18 protein-coding genes are annotated in these 20,547 nt (G+C 51.0%); 9 read left to right on the forward strand and 9 right to left on the reverse strand.

Annotation, left to right across the window (positions count from 1 at the left end; translation table 11 throughout):
- Nucleotides 1-8: 8 nt before the first annotated feature.
- A complete protein-coding gene (locus LF929_RS15090; protein WP_012883767.1) occupies nt 9-470 on the reverse strand; it encodes an Lrp/AsnC family transcriptional regulator in 462 nt (153 codons plus the stop codon).
- A 176-nt stretch (nt 471-646) separates the two neighbouring features.
- On the opposite strand from LF929_RS15090, the gene LF929_RS15095 reads away from it, so the two are divergent.
- Both LF929_RS15095 and queC read left to right on the forward strand, forming a co-directional pair.
- Nucleotides 647-1,699, forward strand: coding sequence for a PLP-dependent cysteine synthase family protein (locus LF929_RS15095; protein ID WP_210174748.1), 1,053 nt, complete (start codon nt 647-649; stop codon nt 1,697-1,699).
- A gap of 147 nt (nt 1,700-1,846) precedes the next feature.
- A complete protein-coding gene (gene queC / locus LF929_RS15100; RefSeq protein WP_210174749.1) occupies nt 1,847-2,542 on the forward strand; it encodes a 7-cyano-7-deazaguanine synthase QueC in 696 nt (231 codons plus the stop codon).
- Between the two features lie 112 nt (nt 2,543-2,654).
- Here queC and LF929_RS15105 read toward each other — a convergent pair whose 3' ends face one another.
- The 8 genes from LF929_RS15105 to bolA form a co-directional block, all read right to left on the reverse strand.
- Nucleotides 2,655-3,035, reverse strand: coding sequence for a helix-hairpin-helix domain-containing protein (locus LF929_RS15105; protein ID WP_019844644.1), 381 nt, complete (start codon nt 3,033-3,035; stop codon nt 2,655-2,657).
- Nucleotides 3,036-3,185: 150 nt separating this feature from the next.
- Nucleotides 3,186-5,066 (reverse strand): peptidylprolyl isomerase, encoded by a 1,881-nt coding sequence (ppiD, locus tag LF929_RS15110; protein ID WP_210174750.1) that lies wholly within the window; start codon nt 5,064-5,066, stop codon nt 3,186-3,188.
- 254 nt (nt 5,067-5,320) lie between these two features.
- Nucleotides 5,321-5,593 carry a nucleoid-associated protein HU-beta gene (gene hupB / locus LF929_RS15115; RefSeq protein WP_012770737.1) on the reverse strand — a complete coding sequence of 91 codons (273 nt, stop codon included), beginning with the start codon at nt 5,591-5,593 and terminating at the stop codon, nt 5,321-5,323.
- 194 nt (nt 5,594-5,787) lie between these two features.
- On the reverse strand, nt 5,788-8,151 hold the full coding sequence (gene lon, locus LF929_RS15120) for an endopeptidase La (protein ID WP_012883762.1): 2,364 nt from the start codon (nt 8,149-8,151) through the stop codon (nt 5,788-5,790).
- Nucleotides 8,152-8,339: 188 nt separating this feature from the next.
- Entirely contained in the window at nt 8,340-9,614 is a 1,275-nt protein-coding gene (clpX, locus tag LF929_RS15125) for an ATP-dependent protease ATP-binding subunit ClpX (RefSeq protein ID WP_038907285.1), read from the reverse strand.
- Between the two features lie 128 nt (nt 9,615-9,742).
- On the reverse strand, nt 9,743-10,366 hold the full coding sequence (gene clpP / locus LF929_RS15130; RefSeq protein ID WP_012883760.1) for an ATP-dependent Clp endopeptidase proteolytic subunit ClpP: 624 nt from the start codon (nt 10,364-10,366) through the stop codon (nt 9,743-9,745).
- A 385-nt stretch (nt 10,367-10,751) separates the two neighbouring features.
- On the reverse strand, nt 10,752-12,056 hold the full coding sequence (gene tig / locus LF929_RS15135; protein ID WP_038907284.1) for a trigger factor: 1,305 nt from the start codon (nt 12,054-12,056) through the stop codon (nt 10,752-10,754).
- Between the two features lie 361 nt (nt 12,057-12,417).
- Nucleotides 12,418-12,732 carry a transcriptional regulator BolA gene (gene bolA / locus LF929_RS15140; RefSeq protein WP_016942077.1) on the reverse strand — a complete coding sequence of 105 codons (315 nt, stop codon included), beginning with the start codon at nt 12,730-12,732 and terminating at the stop codon, nt 12,418-12,420.
- 352 nt (nt 12,733-13,084) lie between these two features.
- Here bolA and LF929_RS15145 point away from each other — a divergent pair, with 352 nt between their 5' ends.
- From LF929_RS15145 to cyoE, 7 genes are all read left to right on the forward strand, one after another.
- Nucleotides 13,085-13,663, forward strand: a complete 579-nt coding sequence (locus LF929_RS15145; RefSeq protein ID WP_012883757.1) for a lipoprotein — start codon at nt 13,085-13,087, stop codon at nt 13,661-13,663.
- 57 nt (nt 13,664-13,720) lie between these two features.
- Entirely contained in the window at nt 13,721-15,190 is a 1,470-nt protein-coding gene (gene ampG / locus LF929_RS15150) for a muropeptide MFS transporter AmpG (RefSeq protein ID WP_226092616.1), read from the forward strand.
- A gap of 513 nt (nt 15,191-15,703) precedes the next feature.
- Nucleotides 15,704-16,654, forward strand: a complete 951-nt coding sequence (gene cyoA, locus LF929_RS15155; RefSeq protein WP_016942079.1) for a cytochrome o ubiquinol oxidase subunit II — start codon at nt 15,704-15,706, stop codon at nt 16,652-16,654.
- 19 nt (nt 16,655-16,673) lie between these two features.
- Nucleotides 16,674-18,665: a cytochrome o ubiquinol oxidase subunit I gene (gene cyoB / locus LF929_RS15160; protein WP_019844651.1), complete on the forward strand. Its 1,992-nt coding sequence runs from the start codon at nt 16,674-16,676 to the stop codon at nt 18,663-18,665.
- Nucleotides 18,655-19,269, forward strand: a complete 615-nt coding sequence (locus tag LF929_RS15165) for a cytochrome o ubiquinol oxidase subunit III (RefSeq protein ID WP_038903671.1) — start codon at nt 18,655-18,657, stop codon at nt 19,267-19,269. The genes cyoB and LF929_RS15165 overlap by 11 nt, the downstream gene beginning before the upstream one ends.
- Nucleotides 19,269-19,601: a cytochrome o ubiquinol oxidase subunit IV gene (locus LF929_RS15170; protein WP_016942081.1), complete on the forward strand. Its 333-nt coding sequence runs from the start codon at nt 19,269-19,271 to the stop codon at nt 19,599-19,601. The genes LF929_RS15165 and LF929_RS15170 overlap by 1 nt, the downstream gene beginning before the upstream one ends.
- A gap of 16 nt (nt 19,602-19,617) precedes the next feature.
- On the forward strand, nt 19,618-20,508 hold the full coding sequence (gene cyoE / locus LF929_RS15175; RefSeq protein WP_023639160.1) for a heme o synthase: 891 nt from the start codon (nt 19,618-19,620) through the stop codon (nt 20,506-20,508).
- Nucleotides 20,509-20,547 lie beyond the last annotated feature (39 nt).

Below are 20,547 nucleotides of genomic sequence, written 5' to 3' on the forward strand. Positions count from 1 at the left end.
AATAAATTTTATACCTGGAGGGGCAAGGCGGTAGTCTGTTTTATACATTCCATCGCGAAACTGGATGTCACATCAACCAGCCCCGGTATGCCATTGACCAGACGTTTATAAAACGCATCATAGCTTTTCATGTCAGCAACCTGAACCTGCATCAGATAATCGTATTCGCCTGCCATGCGGTAAAATGCCAGCACCTCCGGCATCTCGGAGACAAACCGGGAAAACGTCTGATACCAGGCACTGTTATGCTGCTGGGTTTTCAACAACACAAATGCCGTCAGCCCCAGCCCCAACTTTTCGTTATCCAGCAATGCAACCCGAGATTTGATATATCCGTCATCCTCCAGCCGCTTTAACCGCTTCCAGCACGGTGTCGAGGTCAGATTCACCGCTTCAGCCAGCGCCTGCAGTGAAAGGGTGCAATCCTGCTGTAATAGCGACAGCAGCATACGATCGGTTTTATCCATCATGGCGACATAGAAGAGAAAAATTTTCTCTCATTAGCGCTTTTCGAAAACAAAAAGGCAATCTTTTTTTCTGCAAAACCCGATACGCTACATCGTATGCCACCCAAGGCTGATACGCGCCGGTGCAGGTGGTGGAACATTCCATGAAACATCATTTTCTTTCAGCAGGATAACATCACATGACCACCACCTGGGTACGCGACGCCGTTAGCGCGATTGAGGCAGACTTTCAACGTTCGGCAGATACTCACCTGATTCGACTTACTCTGCCGGATTACCCCGGTATTTATTTTTATCTTAAAGACGAAAGCACCCACCCAAGCGGCAGCCTCAAGCATCGCCTTGCCCGTTCTCTATTTCTGTATGGCCTGTGTAATGGCTGGATCAAAGAGGGCACGCCGATCATTGAAGCCTCATCTGGCAGTACCGCTGTATCAGAAACGTATTTCGCCCGCCTGCTGGGATTACCGTTTATTGCTGTGATGCCATCCTGCACCGCCAAACGAAAAATCGAACAAATCGCGTTCTACGGCGGCAACTGCCATTTTGTCGAACAATCCTGTCAGATCTATGCCGCCTCGGAAGAGCTGGCCAAAGAGCTGCACGGCCACTATATGGATCAATTCACTTACGCCGAACGGGCCACAGACTGGCGCGGTAATAACAACATTGCGGACAGCATCTATCGACAAATGGCCCGCGAACCGTTTCCTGTCCCTGACTATCTGGTCATGAGTGCCGGTACTGGCGGGACGTCTGCTACGCTTGGGCGCTATATCCATTACAAAGGGTTGGATACGCAGTTGGTGGTGGTAGACCCGGAAAACTCGGTATTCTATGACTGCTATCACCAGCAGGACCGGACTCTCATCGGCACATGCAGCAGCCGTATTGAAGGGATTGGTCGCCCTCGTGCCGAACCCTCGTTTATCCCCGGCGTAATCGACGATATGGTGAAAGTACCTGACGCCGCCAGCATTGCCACCTTGTACTGGCTCGAGAAAATACTGGGACGTAAAGTCGGCCCGTCTACCGGAACCAATGTATGGGGCATGTTGCAACTGGCGGGGAGAATGGTAGCTGAAGGACGCCGTGGCGCGATCGTTACCTTGCTGTGTGACAGTGGTGAGCGTTACCTCGATACCTATTACAATCCAGACTGGGTAAAAAATCATATCGGTGATGTCACCCCCTACTTGCAGCAACTGACCGAAGGACACCCCTTTTCCTGATGGTATTCTGGTCGGCCGCACTCCCCTCGAACTGAACTGCATCGGGATTTCAAGTACTATAACCACCAGTACAAGTACAGTATCCGCCAGAATAAGTTTGGCGGATTGCGGCCGACTGGCAGCACCCATGCGTGAGGGAAGAGAAGAATGACAAGTGCAGTTGTAGTTTTTAGTGGTGGTCAGGACTCTACCACCTGCCTGATACAGGCATTGCAGCAGTACGATGAAGTCCACTGCGTTACATTTGACTACGGACAGCGCCACCGTGCTGAAATCGACGTGGCTGCCGAACTGGCCCGCACACTGGGAGCCAGGGCGCATAAAGTGCTGAACGTCAGTCTGCTTAACGAGCTGGCTGTTAGTAGCCTCACTCGTGACAATATTCCTGTACCCGAGTTTGATGCCACGGTCGATGGCCTGCCAAGTACCTTTGTTCCTGGCCGGAATATCCTCTTTTTGACATTGGCCTCGATCTACGCCTATCAAGTGGGGGCCGAGACTGTTATTACCGGTGTCTGTGAAACCGATTTCTCTGGTTATCCCGACTGCCGGGACGAATTCGTTAAGGCCTTGAACCAGGCGGTAACCCTGGGGTTGGCCAAAGATATTCGTTTTGTTACACCGCTGATGTGGCTCAACAAAGCAGAAACCTGGGCACTGGCAGACTACTATCAACAGCTTGATACCGTGCAAAACCATACGCTCACCTGCTACAACGGCATTAAAGGAACAGGATGTGGGCAGTGTGCTGCGTGTCACCTGAGAGCGAAAGGGCTGGCAGAGTACCGCCAGAATCCATCCGCGGTCATGGCCACCATGAAGAAAAAAACCGGGCTGAAGTGACCCTGCCAGGTACCAGACAAGAGAATACTTGTCTGGTACTGGCTTTTCACATTGACGTTTACCCTCGTACTGAAACCATTCCCTCAACAACACGTTCTGACGATAAACGCACTTACAGACGCAAACGTGACTGATTACGTTCGATTAGCGCACTGCCAATCCCCGGTACTTCCTGCAGTTGCTCAATTTGGGTGAACGGCCCGTTTTGCTCACGATAAGAGACTATCGCCTGTGCTTTTTTCAGCCCTACACCATTGAGCGCCGCAGCCAGTTGTTCCGCTGTCGCCTTGTTAATACTTACTTCTTCTTCATCGGTTGCTACCGATGGTTTAGCCGCTTTTTCAGGCTTATGTTCCGGCGAGGTAGGTTTTACTGCACTGACGCCTGTTTTTTCCAGCGAAGCGGTAGTGGGAGAAGCATGAAGCCACGTTGACATCCCCGCCAGGCTCATCCCCACCATAAAACATAACGCTTTGATTCCTGAGTTTTTCATGCTGTTTCCTCCTTGTGTTTGACAGCACGGCAACAATGCCCGAGTGTGCGACACGCGGCAAACAGCAAACTGAAAATGTGGAAAAGGCCGCGAAAGCGGCCTTTGAATGTTGCAGTGAGTTGCAAAACGCTGCGGGGGTTATTGCACTTCTTATTGCACTTCTTGTGCGGCGTTACCATACTTGATTTTCGCCTGACTGCGCAGACTCGTCAGCAGGGTATCGAACAGTGCGCCCACCGAGCTCTGTTCTATCTGGTTACCGAACTGTTTCTTCTGATCGTCCGATAAGGCGTGCGGTTTCACCGCATCCAACGCGACCAGTACGATATTGCCGACCTGATCCTGCGCTACAGCGTAAGAAGGTTTATCTTTCTTCGGCTGAGGCATCGCAAATACCGTCTCTGACAGCGCATCCGCCTGACCGACTGAAGATATCACTTTCGCTGCACTAAAACTCAGACCAGCAGCAGTCATGCTGTCGGTTTTCCCCTGATTGAGATCAGCAAGAATCTTCTCTGCTTCAACCCGTGCTTGCTGTTCTGCTTTCTGGCGTTTGAGCGACTGTACGACCTGATCGCGCACCTTATCCAGCGGCTGGGTTGCTTCCGGTTTGTGGTCAGTCACGCGCAATACGAACGCACGATCGCCTTCGACACTGATCACATCGGAATTGTTACCCGGCGTGCCATTCTCACCCACCAGAGAACCACCAAAAATCGCCTGAGTAACCGGCTGGAAATTCAATGCGGCAGGGACGTTGTCACGCGTAAACCAATCTGTCTGAACGGCTTTGACGTTAGCGACTTTCTCAGCAGAAACCAGCGACTCGTTATCGTTGCTGGCCGCTTCGCTCACCTTCTGCTGCAAAGCGTAAAACGCATCCAGTGATTTCTCACGTTTTACCTTTTCAGCCAAATCAGCGCGTACCTCATCCAGCGCTTTGACGCGCTGAGCCTGAATATCATCCAAACGGATAATCAGGTAACCCACGGAAGATTTGATAACGTCAGAAAGCTGGCCTTTCTGCTTCAGACCCGCCTGTTTGATTTCATCCACCGTGGAGCCATCGTCCATCCAGCCCAAATCCCCACCATTACGACGGGAAACAATATCGGTGGATTTTTCTTTAGCCAACGCTGCAAAATCAGCGCCTTTCTTCAACTGGTCGAGCACAGCCTTAGCATCTGCCTCGGTTTTCAGCTGAATAACGCTGTACTTTTTGCGTTCCGGCTGCGTGAACTCGCTTTTATGTTGCTCGTAATACGCCGCGATATCATTGTTATCTACCTTGGTTTTATCCATGATAGACGCTGCATCCAGCATGATATAGCTGACTTTGAACTGCTCAGGTGCCAGATAACGGCTCTTGTTCTGATCGTAGAAGTTTTTTACTTCGTCATCAGAGACAGTCTGACTCTTGGCACGAACGCCAAGATCAAGGGTTGCCGTACGGATGGTGCGATCCTGCGCGGCCATCGCCACCAGGTTATCAAGCTCCTGCTGCAATACGAAATCCGTACTGCCTAACCCGCGAATCAGCTGCTGAGTCAGCAATTGCTTACGCAGGAATTGCGCATACGCGTCTGGTGTCAGTCCCATCTGACGCACCTGCGCCAGGTATTTGTCGTTATCAAACCGGTTATTGGTCTGAAACTCAGGTACGGAGAAAATCGCCTGTTTGATCTGCTCGTCGCTGATATTCAGCCCCAGGGTATGGGCGTACTGCACCACCAGCGTTTCATCGATTAGCTGTGACAGCACCTGTTTGCGCAACTGCTGCATATACCCTTCGTTAGCGGCCAGGGCGGAGAAATTATCCCCCAGCATCTCTTGCTGACGATTGCGCTCATTCTGTACACCTTGCTCAAGCTGAGAGCGGGTAATCTCTTGTCCATTCACCTTGGCCGCGTAATCACCTGAACCACGGATCAGGTAATCGCCCACACCGGTCAACACGAATGAACCAATAATCAAGGCAAGAATAACTTTTAGCACGACGTTGTTAGCGGCCGCGCGTAAATTGTCCATCATAATGTGACAACACTCCGCTGTAGAATGGATAACACTTCCCCTGCGCAGGCCGTAGCCATGCCTCCCTGCTATTGCTATAGCCACACTCGGCCAGGGCGCATTCAAGTATTTGCCGGATAACAGTAATCTTAATTACCTGTAAAAAAAGGCACATCATACCATGATGCGCCTTATATCTTACCTTACCCATCACGCTGAGTCAGGTAGTGTTTGGACAGGAAGACCGTCCCAACTCAGAATTTGCTACTTAATAATCAATTCACTGAGTCTTTCAGTGCTTTACCGGCACGGAAACCGGGTACTTTAGCAGCCGGAATACTGATTTCTTTGCCGGTCTGCGGGTTACGCCCGGTGCGCGCTGCACGTTCACGCACGGAAAACGTACCAAAACCAACCAAAGCGACGTCATCCCCGGCTTTCAGAGATTCGGTAACAGACCCAATAATTGCATCCAACACACGCCCTGCTGCCGCTTTGGAAATATCAGCATCTGCGGCAATTTTGTCGATCAATTGTGACTTGTTCACACTCTCATCCCCTCTGAAATACTGTCATTACGCCAGAGCCCCCAGCGCAACACGTAGCTTTATCTATTCAGTCAAACCGCAGGCTACCAGCCAACAGGATCAACAGTGCTCTAACTTAGCGGCACGAAAAAAGGCTGGCAAGCACCATTTCACTTACCAGCCCTTATTTTCTCAGTGGTTTTTGCTATAGGTCACTATTTCTTCTTAGCCGTCTTTACCACATCCATACCGTAAGGCGAGTTCTGCAAAGCAATAGTCAGCACTTCCTCAATGCGTTTTACCGGGTGGATCTCCAGATCGGCAATCACATTTTGTGGAATCTCTTCCAGATCGCGCTTGTTCTCTTCCGGAATCAGCACGGTCTTGATACCACCACGATGCGCAGCCAGCAGCTTCTCTTTTAACCCACCAATTGGCAGCACCAGCCCACGCAGGGTAATTTCACCGGTCATCGCCACATCTGCGCGTACCGGGTTACCCGTCAGGCAAGATACCAGTGCGGTACACATCGCAATACCGGCACTCGGGCCATCTTTCGGTGTTGCCCCTTCCGGTACATGCACATGGATATCGCGTTTTTCATAAAAGTCGGAATTGATACCCAGTTTTTCCGCTCTGGCGCGCACCACGGTCAGTGCAGCCTGAATGGACTCCTGCATTACCTCACCCAGCGAGCCGGTATACGTCAGTTTGCCTTTGCCCGGTACGCTGGCGGTCTCGATCGTCAGCAGATCACCACCCACCTCCGTCCAGGCAAGACCGGTTACCTGACCAACACGGTTCTCTTCATCTGCCCGGCCGTAATCGTAGCGCTGTACGCCAAGATACTCTTTCAGGTTATCGCCGGTGATGAGGATGTGCTTGATGGCTTTATCCATCATGAGCGATTTCACCGCCTTACGGCACAGTTTGGAGATTTCACGCTCCAGACTACGCACCCCGGCTTCACGGGTGTAATAGCGGATTATGCCGATGATGGCACTATCTTCAACCGTCAACTCGCCTTTTTTCAGGGCGTTACGTTCAATTTGCTTGGGCAGCAAGTGCTGACGCGCAATATTGAGTTTTTCATCCTCGGTATAGCCAGACAGTCGGATCACTTCCATACGATCCAGCAACGGTGCCGGAATGTTCATGGAGTTAGACGTCGCCACAAACATCACGTCGGACAGGTCATAATCCACTTCCAGATAGTGATCGTTAAATGCCACGTTCTGTTCTGGATCCAACACCTCCAGCAAAGCAGAAGCCGGGTCGCCGCGCATGTCGGAAGACATCTTGTCGATTTCATCCAACAGGAATAATGGGTTTTTTACCCCCACCTTCGCCATCTTCTGGATCAGTTTACCCGGCATCGAGCCGATATAAGTACGGCGGTGGCCACGGATTTCCGCTTCATCACGTACGCCGCCAAGCGCCATACGGACATATTTGCGCCCGGTGGCTTTGGCAATAGACTGCCCCAGAGAGGTTTTACCTACCCCCGGTGGCCCCACCAGACACAGGATAGGCCCTCTTATCTTGCTAACACGGCTCTGTACTGCGAGATATTCGAGGATGCGCTCTTTGACACGCTCCAGACCATAATGGTCGCTGTCGAGCATTTCCTGGGCTTTCACCAGATCTTTCTTCACCTTGCTGCGTGCCTGCCACGGCACCTGCACCATCCAGTCGATGTAGCTGCGAACCACGGTCGCTTCCGCTGACATCGGTGACATCATGCGCAGTTTCTGCAATTCCGCTTCCGCTTTCTCGCGGGCCTCTTTCGGCATGTTGGCGGATTCAATCTTACGTTTCAGCGCCTCCTGCTCGTCAGGCGCATCATCCATTTCGCCCAGCTCTTTCTGGATGGCCTTCATCTGCTCATTCAGGTAGTACTCGCGCTGGCTTTTTTCCATCTGTTTTTTAACGCGACTACGGATCCGTTTTTCCACTTGTAGCAGATCAATTTCGGACTCCATCATTGCCATCAGGTATTCCAGACGCTCGGTCACGTCAGACATTTCCAACACGGATTGCTTGTCCGCCAGCTTCAGCGGCATATGTGCAGCAATGGTGTCGGCAAGACGCGCCGCATCATCAATACTATTAAGCGATGTTAATACTTCAGGAGGAATTTTCTTATTCAGCTTGATGTAGCCTTCAAACTGATTGATGGCCGTACGCATGAGCACTTCCTGCTCACGCTCTTCAATTGCCGGCGACTCCAGGTATTCCGCCTGGGCCGCAAAATGCTCCCCGCTATCAGAGAGTGTGGTGATGCGCGCGCGCTGCAACCCTTCCACCAGCACTTTAACGGTGCCGTCGGGTAATTTCAGCATTTGAAGAATAGAGGCGACCGTCCCTACCGAGAAAAGATCGTTAACACCAGGCTCATCCGTTGAGGCTTCTTTCTGTGCCACCAGCATGATCTTTTTGTCGTGATCCATAGCCGCTTCAAGGCACCGAATTGATTTCTCCCGACCAACAAACAACGGAATGACCATGTGCGGATAAACCACCACATCGCGCAACGGCAATACGGGGATTTCTATGCGTTCGGAACGCTCAGGGTTCATAGAGCTCTCTCTTAGTTTCGTTTCCGCCAGGTTAAGGGAATCCGTGGAACACGTGCATCACGGGTTTCACCTATAGGTAATCGAGTATATGGGGATAAATGTCTTACATTCAACGACTGAACGTGTGTAAAAAAAAATGGGGGACTAAACTCCCCCATTTTATCGTTCAGCATTGTTTTTTAGGCTAATTATTCACCAGATGCCTGCTGAGCTTCTGGCTTACCGTAAATCAGCAACGGTTCGGTCTGCTCTGAAATGACAGACTCATCAACCACCACTTTATCCACGTTTTCCAGTGAAGGCAGATCGTACATCGTTTCCAGCAGTGCCGCTTCAACGATAGAACGCAAGCCACGTGCACCGGTTTTACGAGCCATCGCTTTTTTCGCAATGGCGGTCAACGCCTCGTCACGGAACTCCAGCTCAGCACCTTCCAGTTTGAAAAGCGCCTGATACTGCTTGGTCAACGCATTTTTCGGTTCGCGAAGAATCTGTATCAATGCGTCTTCATCCAGCTCTTTCAGCGTAGCGACCACCGGCAAACGGCCAATAAACTCAGGAATAAGACCAAACTTGATCAAATCACCCGGTTCAACCTGACTCAGCAGTTCGCCCTCGCTCGCTTTCTGGGACACGCCTTTCACTGTCGCGTTAAAGCCAATACCGCGGCCGGTATCGGTACGCTGCTCAATGACCTTGTCCAGCCCGGCAAATGCACCGCCACAGATAAACAGGATCTTGGAGGTATCAACCTGCAGGAACTCCTGTTGCGGATGCTTACGGCCACCTTGCGGCGGAACCGCGGCGATCGTCCCTTCAATTAACTTCAGCAATGCCTGCTGAACACCTTCACCGGACACATCACGCGTGATGGATGGATTGTCGGACTTGCGGGAAATCTTGTCGATTTCATCGATATAGACGATACCACGCTGCGCTTTCTGTACGTCGTAATCGCACTTTTGCAGCAACTTCTGAATGATATTCTCGACGTCTTCACCCACATAACCGGCTTCAGTCAGCGTAGTCGCGTCAGCCATGGTGAAAGGGACATCCAGGAAACGAGCCAGCGTTTCCGCCAACAACGTTTTCCCGCTACCTGTCGGACCAATCAGCAGAATGTTGCTTTTGCCAAGCTCAACACCATTGTTGCTATCGCCATTGCGCAGACGTTTATAGTGGTTGTAGACAGCAACCGCCAATACCTTTTTCGCCTGCTCCTGACCAATAACATAGTCATCAAGATGACGGCGGATTTCGTGTGGCGTCGGTAACGCGCTGCGCTCACGGTGTGGCGCTACTTCTTTAATTTCTTCGCGAATAATGTCGTTACACAAGTCAACACATTCATCGCAGATATACACTGACGGCCCGGCAATGAGCTTACGAACCTCGTGTTGGCTTTTGCCGCAGAAAGAACAGTACAGCAGCTTCCCTGAACCGTCTTTGCGCTTATCTGTCATGAGTCAAACCTCTTCTTTAGTCTCTTGCCCGCAGGCCAACCACATAGCAATCGCGCCACAACACACACCAGCCGGCTTATCACAACGGCCGACAACCCGCGTCATCGGGCTATTTCGCATCAATGGCGTTATTCACGATGGGTCAATACAGAATCCACTAACCCGTACTCTACTGCCTCTGCGGCAGAGAGGAAACGGTCACGCTCCGTATCCCTTTCTATCACGTCAAGAGACTGACCGGTATGCTTGGCCATCAACTCATTCATCCTGGCTTTCACCTTGAGGATCTCTTTGGCATGAATCTCGATATCCGTCGCCTGCCCCTGGAATCCCCCCAGCGGCTGATGGATCATCACCCGGGAGTTCGGCAGACAGAAGCGCTTGCCTTTTGTACCAGCAGTCAGCAGGAAAGCCCCCATTGACGCGGCCTGCCCCATACAGATGGTGCTGACGTCCGGTTTAATAAACTGCATGGTGTCGTAAATCGACATACCAGCAGTAATCACGCCACCCGGAGAGTTAATGTACAAATAGATATCTTTCTCAGGGTTCTCCGCTTCCAGAAATAGCATCTGCGCCACAATCAGGTTAGCCATATAATCTTCAACCTGACCGGTCAGAAAGATCACACGCTCCTTCAGGAGCCGGGAATAGATATCGTAAGAACGCTCCCCACGCGAAGTCTGCTCAACCACCATCGGCACCAAAGCCATGTGCGGGGCCAGTTTTTCTTGTTCGCCACTGTATGACATTAACGTCTCCTAGATAAAATGCACTTGGCGCATATACCCTGATTCTACTTGAGATAGAAAGTGATGACCATGCTAAGACACGCAGTTAGCCATCTCTGTGTTGCCGGAATCAGGCGAATTTCCCTGACGATGCGATCTACGCAGTTATTTAACCAGTTGGGGACCGATGCATCCTTTTTCAAGATTACACCAGTGATTCATTTCGGTTAAAGCGATATCCTGCGCCGAAAGCAGATCGAATGACGCCTTGATTAATCGTTATTAATCATAGTGCAGATTTAGCAGGAACTGACAGCACGCCCAACGGTTTACTGTACCCAGAAGAGAAAAAGCCCACAGCACAGGCTGCGGGCTTTGCAGAAACGATGTCAGGTAAAAATCGTAATCAGGCAGCGGTCGTCTGATTCATCAGCTCATTGAAGCTGACTGATTTTTCTACCACTTTCGCTTTGGACAACAGCGCTTCGATCGCCTGCTCTTCCAGAGCGACGTTACGCATGTTGTTCATCATTTCTTTGTTTTTCTTGTAGTACTCAACCACTTCACGCGGATCTTCATACGCGGAGGCGATTTCGTCGATCAGTGCGTTAACGCGTTCTTCGTCAGCTTTCAGCTCGTGGGACTCAATCACTTCGCCCAGCAGCAAACCAACAACGACACGGCGTTTAGCTTGTTCTTCGAACAGTTCACGCGGCAGTTCCAGAGCCTGTTTCTCGTTACCGCCGAAACGCTGAGCCGCCTGACGACGCAGTACGTCGACTTCGCCGTCGATCAATGCAGCCGGCACGTCAATTTCATTGGCTTTAACCAGACCGTCGATAACCTGAGACTTCACGCGATTACGGATAGCGCCTTTCAGTTCGCGCTCCATGTTTTTGCGTACTTCCGCGCGCAGGCCATCAACAGAACCGTCTTCAACGCCAAAACGTTTGATGAAATCAGCAGTCAGTTCCGGCAGTTCACGCTCTTCCACTTTCTTCAGAACGATAACGAACTTAGCGTCCTGACCTTTCAGGTTTTCAGCGTGGTAATCTTCCGGGAATTTCACATCGATAGTGAACTCATCACCGGCTTTGTGACCGACGATGCCGTCTTCAAAACCAGGGATCATACGACCCTGACCCATGGCCAGTACGAAATCAGATGCTTTACCACCTTCGAACTCTTCACCGCCAACAGAACCGGTGAAATCGATGGTTACGCGGTCTTCAGCCGCTGCAGCGCGATCGGTGTCTTTCCAGGTCGCCTGCTGTTTACGCAGGGTGTCCAGCATACCGTCAACGTCAGCGTCAGACACGTCTACCAGCGGTTTTTCAACTTCGATAGAATCCAGGCCTTTCAGCTCAACTTCCGGATAAACTTCGAACTCTACCGAGTAGGTGAAATCGCCACCGACCTGGTATTCGCCCGGAACATAGTTCGGTGCGCCAGCCGGATTGATTTTTTCTTTGATGATGGCATCAACAAAGTGACGCTGCATCAGATCGCCCAGTACATCCTGACGGACGGAAGCGCCATAGCGCTGTTCAACAATCTTCGCCGGCACTTTGCCTTTGCGGAAACCGTCGATACGAACTTTTTTAGCCACACTGACCAATTCGCTCTTAACGGCATTCTCAATGCTGTCAGCAGCAACAGTAATCGTTACGCGGCGCCCAAGGCCTTGAGTGGTTTCAACTGAAACTTGCATCTTGTTACCTCAAAAAATCACAGTTCTCGGTCAACCTCAGAGGCCGTTTTCATAAAGCGCCCTGGGGCAACCTTGCTGATCACAGTCTCACAGAACCAGAACGGCCACTTTAGCGGACCCGTTCCCTATAGTCAGAAGCGTCCCGAATACATTCCGGAAAATAAGACGCGGCATTATAGCGGCATCAATAGACCGAGTCGAGGAGAGTAACCAGACTATTGACAGAGGACTTTCACACTTTTCACCTGTCCTTGCCCAGTATTACCACCTTTATTACTACAAGGCCCTCAATCGGTGATGCGCCAACGGGCATACACACACCGTCATGCGCATCTTCACAGAAGTAGAGAGACGCCTGATTTCAGCGGTCCAACCCCGCACCGCCGCAAGGCGGGGAAGACGGCACCGCCATTTGTAAATCAAGCCACTCCTGGGGCGTATAGGTATGCAACGCCAACGCATGAACCGAACCTGCCAGTTCATCAGCCAATACGCGATAAATCGCACGATGGCGGCCGATGACCCGCTCCCCCGAGAAATGCTCACTGACAAGCACCACTTTGAAATGGCTTTCTGAACCAGCAGGTACATTATGGCGATAACTTTCATTAATCACTTCAATATGTTGCGGTTCAAATTCAGTACGCAACTTAGCTTCTATCGTTTCGCGAATCATAGGGTGACCTTTTTCAGGTATCAGCGAAATTGCTCTCGACAACGCGGCCTTTATTACTGATTGCACGCTTATTCACTTCAATTTCAGTCATTTTTTGATTATTAATGGGCATCATCGCTAGTCTGGATGCGTGGCAACAGGCTGCACTCTATCTCGCCATCTCGCCGAAATGCATCTCGCCGAAATGCCAGTCGTCGGTGCCAGACAGCCTTCACGTCAAACACAATGGAAAAAAATGATGCAAGCTCAGCAGGATACTGGCCACTTTCTGCTCTTTCCCTTGTCCAAGACGATGATATGATACCGAACTATATTTATCCGCCAACCACCGTTTTATGACGAGAAGACACACATGTTAAAAAAATTCATTTTCCCGTTGTTCGCCGCACTTGTGCTGGCAGGATGTGCCAGTAAAAGCAACACGCTGGATGTCACCCCGAAAATTGCCCTGCCGTCGCAGGATCCAACCCTGATGGGGGTGACTATCAGCATTAATGGCGCAGACCAACGTGCCGACCAGTCACTGGCCAGAGTCAATCGTGACGGCCAACTGATCACGCTGATGCCATCGCGCGACCTGCGGTTCCTGTTGCAGGAAGTGTTGGAGAAACAGATGTCTGCCCGTGGTTACATGATAGGCACTGGCGGCCCGGTGGCACTGCAAGTGGTAGTTAACAAGCTGTATGCGGATGTTTCCGAAGGGAACCTGCGCTACAACATTACCACCCGCGCTGATATTTCTATCATTGCACAAGCCGCCAACGGTAATAAGCAAATCAAGAACTACCGTGCCAGCTATAATGTACAAGGCGCGCTTACCGCCACTAACAGCAAGATTACCGAGTCGGTCAATCAGGTGCTGAGTGATGTCATCAGTGATATGGCTCAAGACACCAGCATCAGTACCTTCATCAAAACCAACTCCCGGTAACGGTTTATTCCGCCTCACCTCCCTTGCCCCTCCCAGGGCAAGGGAAAAGGACCTCGCATGCTCAGCCGCTTTTTTTCGCTTTTCCGTGAACGCAACAGTGTCATTCTTCTGATTTTAGGGTTCGCCTCTGGTTTACCACTGGCCTTGACCTCCGGTACGTTGCAGGCGTGGATGACGGTGGAAAACGTGGACCTGAAAACTATCGGGTTCTTTTCTCTGGTGGGGCAGGCGTATGTCTTCAAGTTTTTGTGGTCGCCACTGATGGATCGCTACACGCCACCGTTTATGGGGCGTCGGCGTGGCTGGCTACTGGTCACACAGTTGTTGCTGGTAGCCACCATCATCGCTATCGGCACGGTAGACCCATCGCATCATTTATGGTGGCTGGCGTTACTGGCGGTCATCATCGCATTCTGTTCCGCCTCACAGGACATTGTGTTTGATGCGTATAAAACCGATTTGTTGCCGCCAGAAGAACGTGGCAGCGGCGCAGCGATTTCTGTTTTGGGTTATCGCCTGGCGATGCTGGTTTCCGGCGGGCTGGCATTATGGATAGCCGACCGTTTTCTCGGCTGGCATGCCACCTACTGGCTGATGGCCGGTCTTTTATTACTGTGCACACTGGCAACCTGGCTGTCGCCGGAACCCGCCGTGAGCGAACCGGCCCCTCGCTCGCTGGAGCAGGCGGTCTTAGCGCCGCTGAAAGATTTTTTCGGCCGTGATAATGCCTGGCTAATTTTACTGTTGATTGTGTTGTACAAACTGGGGGATGCGTTTGCCGTCAGCCTCAGCACCCCTTTTTTAATTCGCGGGGTCGGCTTCAATCCGGGTGATGTCGGGTTGGTCAATAAGACGTTGGGCTTGTTCGCCACCATTATCGGCGCGCTGTACGGCGGTGTGTTGATGCAGCGCTGGACGCTATTTCGGTCATTGATGCTATTCGGCCTGCTACAGGCGGTCTCGAATGCCGGTTACTGGTTGCTAGCCATCACCGATAAACACCTGTTCACCATGGCCTGTGCGGTGTTTCTGGAAAACCTGTGTGGTGGCATGGGGACAGCCGCGTTTGTGGCGCTATTAATGACGCTTTGTAACAAATCATTTTCCGCCACCCAGTTCGCCTTGTTGTCTGCACTGTCGGCGGTGGGGCGGGTTTATGTCGGTCCGATTGCTGGCTGGTTTGTAGAACTGTATGGGTGGGCCTGGTTTTATCTGTTTTCCATCATCATCGCTATCCCGGGACTTCTCCTGCTGAATATCTGTCGTTCATCATTAGAACACGTGCAATCAGGTGGCGAATTTCTGCGTCGTAACGCCTACCCACACCTTTATCTATTGGCTTCTCGCCTGTTTTTCATCGGTTGTATTGTGTTTGTCGGTGGTCTGCTTGTCTGGGGCATGCTGGGATTGGGCTGGCTGCAAAGTGAGCTTGCCAAAAACATACTGATGGCGGCTGGCGCAACAGGAGCAGCAGTGGCGATTTTGCTGGGTGCTCTGCTTGATTACCTGTCATTACAACGCCGGTAAACCCGGCAGCACAAAGCAATGATGTGTAAACACGGTTATGTACTGCCTCATGCGCGCATCTGTCAGGATAAGGCAGGAGCAATCGCTTACTTCATCGCCTGAGGCAGGGAAGTGATATCGCTAAAAACACCCCCTCATTATCTATTATCACTTTATTAAATTATTTTTCTCTCCAGGCATACGGCAAAAAACATTTATTTCGTTGTCTTTAATAAATCCCGTCACCCACATTAATTTACGCAACGTTACAGAAACGAAATATTAACACCAGGATAAAATAATATTCAGGAAGAGTTGTAATTCCTGAAAAGCGATACATACTTTTTATGTAGGCGGTTTACCCACTGTTTTTAAAAGTAATTTTGTAAAATGTAGCTCACGTGTGACAGGTCAGGCAAAATTTGTAAACAGCGGACTGACATCTCTTTAATGATGTTTACAGTGCGGTAACCTTCCCGTAAAATGCCCGCTCGCGTGAAATGACAATAGAGCCCTTGTAATTGAGGTCGCTAGATGAGACTCAGGAAATACAATAAAATTTTTGGGATGTTGTCTTTAATCGCCACCACACTGCTTCTTAGTGGTTGCGATATGGCATTGATGAACCCCAAAGGACAAGTCGGGTTAGAGCAACGTTCGTTGATACTGACAGCACTCGGTTTGATGCTGATCGTTGTTATCCCGGTGATCATTATGACGATTGCCTTCGCCTGGAAGTTCAGAGCCTCCAACGAAAAAGCGAAGTACACGCCAAACTGGTCGCACTCAAACAAAATCGAAGCCGTTGTCTGGACGGTCCCTATCATCATTATCCTCATCCTTGGGACGATCACCTGGAAAACTACCCATTCGCTTGATCCGTATAAGCCTTTGGATTCCACGGTCAAACCCATTAATGTTGAAGTGGTGTCTCTTGATTGGAAATGGTTGTTCATTTACCCGGATCTTGGCATCGCCACGGTCAATGAACTGGCGTTCCCGACCAATGTTCCGGTCAATTTCAAGATTACATCCGACACGGTGATGAACTCCTTCTTTATCCCGCGTCTTGGTGGTCAGATCTACGCCATGGCCGGCATGCAGACCCAGTTGCACTTGATAGCCAACGAGCCGGGCAAATACGACGGTATCTCTGGTGGTTACAGTGGCCAAGGGTTCTCTGGCATGAAGTTCACCGCCATTGCGACCCCGGATCAGCAAGCCTTTGACCAATGGGTTGAGAATGTACGCAAGTCATCCAAAACGCTGAGCACGATGAATGACTTTAACAAACTGGCACAGCCTACCGAGTACCATCCGGTAGAGTACTACTCTCAGGTACAACCTGATTTGTTCCGCCAGATCATTACCAAATTCATTGGCAACAACATGAACATGCAGCATGGTGCTGAAGGCGAGCCTAAAAAAGAAGAAGGCATGCAGAATCACCAGGGCATGAACATGAGCGAGCACTCCTCTCATTAAAGGAGTCGAGGGATAAACGATGTTCGGAAAATTAACTCTTGATGCGATCCCCTACCATGAGCCGATTATCATGGTCACGGTGGCGGCAATCATTGTAGGTGGATTGGCGCTGCTGGCTGCCGTTACCTATTTCGGTAAATGGAAATGGCTGTGGTCCGAGTGGTTCACCTCTGTAGACCATAAGAAAATCGGTATCATGTACATCATCGTCGGCTTGGTGATGATGCTGCGTGGCTTTGCTGATGCCGTGATGATGCGTGGTCAGCAAGTGCTGGCTTCCGCTGGTGAAGCGGGTTTCCTAACCCCTCACCACTATGACCAGATCTTCACCGCGCATGGCGTTATCATGATTTTCTTCGTGGCGACGCCGTTTGTTGTCGGTCTGATGAACCTGGCTGTGCCATTGCAGATAGGCGCACGTGATGTGGCCTTCCCCTTCCTGAACTCACTGAGCTTCTGGCTGTTTGTTGCCGGCGTTATCCTGATCAACCTGTCGTTGGGGATCGGGGAATTCGCCCAGACCGGTTGGGTTGCCTATCCGCCGTTGTCGGGTAAGGAGTACAGTCCCGGTGTGGGGGTAGACTACTGGATATGGAGTCTCCAGATTTCCGGTGTCGGTACGACGCTGACTGGTGTTAACTTCTTCGCCACCATCATGAAAATGCGCGCGCCTGGCATGAGCCTGATGAAAATGCCGGTGTTTACCTGGACGGCGCTGTGCACCAACATACTGATTATTGCTGCGTTCCCGATTCTGACGGTGACCATTGCGTTACTGACGCTGGACCGTTACCTCGGCACCCATTTCTTTACCAATGATATGGGTGGCAACATGATGATGTACATCAACCTGATTTGGGCCTGGGGCCATCCGGAAGTGTACATTCTGGTGCTACCGGTTTTCGGTATTTACTCCGAAGTGGTGGCAACCTTCTGTAAAAAACGCTTGTTTGGCTATACCTCACTGGTATGGGCAACCATCGCGATTACCGTCCTGTCGTTCATCGTTTGGCTGCACCACTTCTTTACCATGGGTTCTGGAGCCAACGTCAACGCCTTCTTCGGTATAGCGACGATGATTATTTCAATCCCGACCGGGGTTAAAATCTTCAACTGGCTGTTCACCATGTATCAAGGGCGTATTCAACCGCATTCTGCCATGCTGTGGACCACCGGTTTCATCATCACCTTCTCCATCGGTGGTATGACCGGGGTACTGCTGGCCGTTCCGGGCGCTAACTTTGTACTGCATAACAGTCTGTTCCTGATCGCTCACTTCCATAACGTGATCATCGGTGGCGTGGTATTTGGCTGCTTTGCCGGTATCACTTACTGGTTCCCGAAAGCATTTGGCTTCAAGCTGAATGAAACCTGGGGTAAACGCGCGTTTTGGTGCTGGATCATCGGCTTCTTCGTTGCCTTTATGCCGCTGTACGCACTGGGCTTCATGGGGATGACGCGTCGTCTGAGCCAGCAGATCAACCCGGAATTTCATCCGCTGCTGGTGGTCGCTTCCGTCGGTGCTGGTCTGATTGCACTCGGCGTGCTGTGCCAGATTATCCAGTTTGCCGTCAGTATCCGCGACCGCGATCAAAACCGCGATCTGACTGGCGACCCGTGGGATGCTCGCACGCTGGAATGGGCAACGTCTTCACCACCGCCGTTCTATAACTTCGCCATCGTGCCGCATATTCAGGAGCGCGACGCGTTCTGGGAAATGAAGGAAAAAGGTGAAGCCTATCGCAAACCGGCACAGTATGAAGAAATTCATATGCCGAGAAATACCGGTGCGGGCGTAATCATCTCCGCATTCAGCCTGGTATTTGGTTTTGCGATGATCTGGTACATCTGGTGGCTGGCGATCATCGGTTTTGTGGGCATGATTGTAACCTGGATAGCTCACAGCTTTAATCAGGACGTGGACTACTACGTGCCGGTTAACGAGGTCGAACACATCGAAAATCAAAACTTCGATAAACTCAGCAAGGCAGGCGTGAAAAATGTCCACTGATACGTTAACTCATCACAACACAGCCCATGCCGAGCATGGGCACCACGACACCGGTTCCAATAAGGTTTTCGGTTTCTGGATCTACCTGATGAGCGACTGCATCCTGTTTGGGATGTTGTTCGCCACCTACTCCGTTCTGGTGAACGGTACCGCTGGCGGCCCAACGGGCAAAGAACTGTTCGATCTGAAGTTCGTGCTGGTGGAAACCTTCGCACTGCTGTTTAGTAGTATTACTTACGGCATGGCGATGATTGCCATGAACAAAGGTAACAAGAGCCAGGTTAACGCCTGGCTGGGTCTGACCTTCCTGTTCGGACTGGTGTTTATCGGGATGGAAGTCTATGAATTCCACCACCTGATCGTAGAAGGTGCAGGCCCTGACCGCAGTGCATTCCTGTCTTCCTTCTTCGCGCTGGTTGGTACTCATGGTATCCACGTGACTTCAGGCCTTATCTGGATCGCCATCATGATGACTCAGGTAACGAAATACGGCCTGACCAGCACGAACAAAACCCGTCTGATGTGCCTGAGCTTGTTCTGGCACTTCCTTGATGTGGTATGGATTTGTGTCTTCACTGTTGTTTATCTGATGGGGGCGATGTAATGAGTCATTCCACACACGATCATGCAGGCGCCAGCCACGGTAGCGTGAAGTCCTATCTGATTGGTTTCGTCCTGTCCATCATCCTGACCGTCATTCCATTCGGTCTGGTGATGAATGGTTCGGCGTCCCATAGCGCCATTCTGTTAACCGTGCTGGGTTGCGCTGTTATCCAGATCCTGGTTCATCTGGTGTACTTCCTGCATCTCAACACCTCATCAGAAGAGCGCTGGAATCTGGTAGCCATCGTGTTTACCGCCCTGATTATCGCAATTGTGGTGGTGGGATCCATTTGGATCATGATGAACGCGCACCACAATATGATGATTCAGTAACCGAGCCTTTTACATGATGATTAAGCAATACCTGCAGGTCACCAAACCCGGCATTATTTTTGGCAACCTGATTTCCGTTATCGGTGGATTTTTACTGGCAGCCAAAGGCACCATTAACTATCCACTGTTTGTCGCGACCCTGATCGGGGTATCGCTGGTTGTTGCATCTGGTTGCGTCTTTAACAACGTTATCGATCGTGACATCGACAAAAAAATGGAGAGGACCAAGAATCGGGCCCTGGTTAAAGGGCTGATTCCGCTTAAAAATACGCTGGTTTATGCTTCGTTGTTAGGTATTGCTGGCTTCGCGTTACTGTATCTTGCGGCAAATCCGCTGGCCATGTGGCTGGCGGTGATGGGGTTTGTGGTATACGTCGGTGTTTACAGCCTGTACATGAAGCGCCATTCGGTTTATGGCACGTTGATTGGCAGTCTGTCCGGTGCAGCACCGCCGGTTATTGGCTACTGCGCTGTGAGTAATCAGTTTGATGCTGGTGCACTGATCCTGCTGCTGATTTTCAGTTTGTGGCAGATGCCGCACTCTTACGCCATTGCGATTTTCCGCTTTAAAGATTATCAGGCGGCGAATATTCCGGTGTTACCGGTCGTCAAAGGCATTTCCGTCGCGAAGCACCATATCACGCTGTATATCCTGGCGTTTATGATTGCCACGTTGATGCTATCGCTGGGTGGTTATGCTGGTTACAAATACCTGGTGGTGGCCGCGGCGGTCAGCGTTTGGTGGCTTGGCATGGCGTTATCCGGCTACAAACGCCCGAACGACGATCGTGCCTGGGCCAAAAAGCTGTTCTTGTTCTCTATTGTCGCGATTACGTCATTGAGCGTCATGATGTCAGTCGATTCCATGACACCGATGCAGGACACGCTGCTGACCTACCTGCACTGATTTCATCAGTCTATACGACCAGACAGACGGGCTTGCCCG

Source organism: Dickeya oryzae, from assembly GCF_020406815.2.
GTDB classification, from domain to species: Bacteria; Pseudomonadota; Gammaproteobacteria; order Enterobacterales; family Enterobacteriaceae; genus Dickeya; species Dickeya oryzae.